We start from the raw sequence: 3,914 nt of genomic DNA, 5'->3' as shown, positions 1-3,914 counted from the left end.
GCACCGCGGCGGGTGCGCCCGCCGCGGTGCAGCCGGACCCGGAGCAGGCCCTCGGCCTGGGCCTGGGCGCGCTGGTCGAGGCCGGTCCCGCCCCGGGGCGCAGGTCCACCGGCGGGTCCGTGCTGGCACCGGAGCGGCTCGCGGTGCGCGACGCGCAGGGACGGGTGCTGGTGCAGGTCACCGCGCGCGCCGGGACCGACGCGGCGGCGCACCGCGCGCGGGTGGAGGAGCTGGGCATGGCCGTCACGGCGGTCGAGGAGCGCCGCGGCGTGCTCGAGGGCTTCCTGCCGCTGGAGCGGGCCCGCGCCGTCTCCGCGCTGGCGGGCACGGGCACGGTGGTGCTCTCCCCCGCGCCGCTGACGCACGCGGGCGGTGCGACCTCGCAGGGCGTGGCCCTGCAGCGCGTGGACCGCGTGCAGGCCGCCGGCGTCACCGGCGAGGGCATCACCATCGGCGCCCTGTCGGACTCCTACGACGTCGCGAGCACCACCGTGGACGGCGGACCGCTGACCGTGCGGGCGGCCGACGACGTGCGCACCGGCGACCTGCCCGGCCCGGGCAACCCGCGCAACCCCACCCCCGTGCGGGTCCTGCGGGAGGCGCCCGCCGACCAGGCCGGCTCCGACGAGGGCCGCGCCATGCTCCAGATCGCCCACGACGTCGCCCCCGGCGCGGACCTGTGCTTCGCCACCGCGCTGGGCGGCGAGGTCGCCTTCGCGGACAGCATCCGGGCGCTGGCCGACCCGGCGGGCGGCTGCGGGGCCGACGTCGTCGTCGACGACGTCGTCTACCTCTCCGAGCCGTTCTTCTCCGACGGCGTCGTCGGCGACGCCGTCGACGCCGTCGCCGCGCGCGGGGTGCACTACTTCTCCTCCGCGGGCAACCAGGGCGAGCAGCAGAGCTGGCGCAGCGGGGTCCGGCTGCTGCCCGCCGAGCGGGCCGCGGCGGGCACGAACCTCGACCTCGCCGGCGTCGACCCCGCCCTCTACGACGGCGGGCTGCAGGACCTCGACCCCGGCCCGGGCACCGACGTCGCGCAGGACCTGCGCCTGGGGCCCGCGGGCGGGCTGGTCGACCTGCAGTGGGACGACCCCGTCGACCTCGACGGCGCCACCCTCGGCGAGCCCCTGTTCCGCGCGACGGGCGAGCTGACCGCGCCGGACCCCGCGCCGGCGTTCACCTTCACCGCCCGCGCCGCCGAGGTCGGCACGGCGGTGCAGTTCCGCGTCGACGCCGTCCCCACGGGCACCGTGGACCTGGTCCTCACCGTCACCGCGCCCGACGGCACCGAGCTGGCCTCCGTGGACACCGGCTCCTCGCCGGAGGTGTTCGCCACCACGATCGCCGGCGCCGGCGACCACACCCTCACCGTCACCGGCTTCCAGGGCGACACCGGCCCGTTCACGGTGGACGTGCGGCCCGTGCTGGAGCCCTCGAGGGTGAGCACCGACTTCAACCTGCTCCTCTTCGACGCGGGGGGCGCCTTCCTCGGCGCCGTGGCCGACCTCAACGCCCTCACCGGGCGCCCGCAGGAGCTGGCCGGCCTGCAGGGCCCCGGGGACGTGCAGGTGGTCGTCGCGCGCTCGGGCACCGGCCCGCTGGGCGCGACGCGCGTCGCCACCGTCCTGTTCGACGACGCGTACTTCACCGAGCACGCCGACCCGCTGGCCCCGGCCGTCCTCGGGCACGCCGCGGCGGCGGGGGCCACCGCGGTCGGCGCGCACGACCCGTTCCGCCCGCACCTGCCCGAGCCGTTCACCTCCCCCGGCGGCGACCTGCCCGTCCTGTTCGACTCCGCCGGCGAGCGCCACCCGGTCCCGCAGGTGCGCCGCAAGCCGGAGGTCTCCTCCGCCGACGCGGTCAACACCACGTTCTTCGGGGTCGACAGCGCGCGCGACGCCGACGACCTGCCGAACTTCTCCGGCACCAGCGCCGCGGCCCCGCACGCCGCGGCCGTGGCGGCCCTGCTGCTGCAGCGCGCCGGCGGCGGGCGGTCGCTGAGCCCGGCGCAGCTGCGCGAGCGGATGACGCGCTCGACCTTCCCGCACGACCTGGACCCCATGCACGCCGGCGGCAGCGCCGGCGGGCTGAGCGTGAGCGCCGACGGCCCGCAGGGCGACGAGACGCACACGGCCCCCGGGCCGATGGCCGACCCGCGCTTCTTCACCGTGGAGCACCGCGGCGCGGTCCCGCTGACGTCCCTGACCCTCTACGGGGAGAGCGCCAGCCCCACCGCGCCCGGGGTGCGGCTGCCGCCGCTGTCGGACGGCGTGGTCTTCGACCCGCGCCCGCACGTGCCGGACCGGCGCACCGGGTCCTACCGCGGGGCCGGGGCGCCCTTCGCGGTGGGCGCCACGAGCGGCGGGCTGGACGCCGACGACGTCACCGCCAGCTTCTCCGCACCGGCCGGCACGGCCGGGCAGCACCGGCACCTGACCCTGACCTTCGCCCGCGGGCTGGGCGCGGGGCAGGGCGTGCGCTTCGGGGTGGACCGCGACCTCGCCGTCTCCGGCTCCGGCGGCTCGGAGGAGGGCAACGGCGCCGACGAGCTCGGCGGCGCCGTCCTGCTGCCCCGGGGGCTCCCGCTGCCGCAGGGCCTGGCGTTCACGGCGGTGCGCGCGGACGGCTCGCGCCTGGCCGGGGTCGTCACCAACCGCCTCGGGCGGGGCTTCACCCCCGTGGACGGGTACGGGGTGCTCGACGCCGAGGCGCTGGTCCTGGGCCGCTGACCCGCACCCGGGCACGGACGCGCACGGCTGCTGCGGGTGCTGGTGCGGCGGCTCAGCCCAGCCGCCGCGCCAGCGCCACCGCGTCGAACGGCGCCCGCGCCGCCGCGGTGTTGTCGAGGTGGACGAACACGTCGCGCCCGCCGGGCGGGGCCGGCGGGTCCGGCGGGGCGAGCAGCGGCGCACCGGGCGGGGTGCCGCCCGCCGCCCACGCCCGCACCCGCTGCGCCCAGGCGTCGAGGGCGGCGTCGTCGTAGCCGCTGACGTACAGCTCGGGCGAGCCGTGCAGGCGCACGTAGGTGAAGCCGGCGGTCTGGTCCAGCAGGAACGGCCAGCGCCCGCCGGTGTCGGCCGTCACCAGCGCGACGTCGTGGGCGCGCAGGAGCTGCACGAGCTCCGCGCAGGCGTGGCTGGGGTGGCGCACCTCCAGGGCGTGGCGCAACGGGCGCTCGACCGGCTCAGCACCCCCGCCCGCGGCGCCCTGTCCAGCGGCGGGCGCGGCGGCGGGCGCGGCGGCGGCCAGCTCGGCGGCGGCGGTGGTCGTGCGCGGCAGCAGGGCGCAGAAGGCGTCCAGCCGCCCGGGCTGGAAGCGCAGGCCCGGCGGCAGCTGCCACAGCACCGGGCCGAGCTTGTCGCCCAGGCCCAGGACCCCGGAGGCGAAGAACGCGGCCAGCGCCCCGCGCGCGCCGGCGAGCCGGAGCTCGTGGGTGACCGCCCGCCAGCCCTTGACGCTGAAGCAGAAGCCGGGCGGGGTGCGCCGCGCCCAGGACAGGTAGTCCCCCGGGCGCTGCAGCGCGTGGAAGGAGGCGTTCAGCTCCAGCGCGGCCACCCGGGCGGCGGTGTGCTCCAGCTCCGCGCGCCGCGGCAGTCCGGGCGGGTAGAACACCCCGCGCCACTCCGGGTAGGACCAGCCGGAGGTCCCCACGCGCACACGCCCCACCGGGCCATCCCACCACCCGGGGCGCCCCGGTGCGCGGAGCGCGACCCGGGAACGGCAAAGGCCCAGGTCAGGGACCTGGGCCGATGTGTCCGAGGGGGGACTTGAACCCCCACCCTCTATACGAGGACTAGCACCTCAAGCTAGCGCGTCTGCCTATTCCGCCACCCGGACGAGTGGTCCTCCCGCGCCTCGCCGGCGCGCTCGGAACGAGGAAAACCGTAGCACGGCGCGACCCCCTCGCCGAGCAC

General features: G+C 78.3%; 2 protein-coding genes and 1 tRNA gene. 1 reads left to right on the top strand and 2 read right to left on the bottom strand.

The window, feature by feature from the left end; translation table 11 throughout:
• Positions 1-2,729 (top strand): S8 family serine peptidase (locus GTR00_RS16155; protein WP_166612612.1); only part of this gene is annotated, 2,729 nt, incomplete at its 5' end.
• 52 nt (positions 2,730-2,781) lie between these two features.
• Here GTR00_RS16155 and GTR00_RS16150 read toward each other — a convergent pair.
• Positions 2,782-3,666, bottom strand: coding sequence for a DUF72 domain-containing protein (locus GTR00_RS16150; RefSeq protein WP_323132533.1), 885 nt, complete (start codon positions 3,664-3,666; stop codon positions 2,782-2,784).
• A gap of 86 nt (positions 3,667-3,752) precedes the next feature.
• Positions 3,753-3,837, bottom strand: a tRNA-Leu gene (locus GTR00_RS16145).
• Between the last annotated feature and the right edge of the window lie 77 nt (positions 3,838-3,914).

The sequence above is a fragment of the Kineococcus indalonis genome (assembly GCF_009906395.1).
In the GTDB taxonomy this organism is placed as follows: domain Bacteria; phylum Actinomycetota; class Actinomycetes; order Actinomycetales; family Kineococcaceae; genus Kineococcus; species Kineococcus indalonis.
The sequence above is the reverse complement of the archived record's forward strand: the minus strand, read 5'-3'. Positions and strand labels throughout refer to the sequence as shown.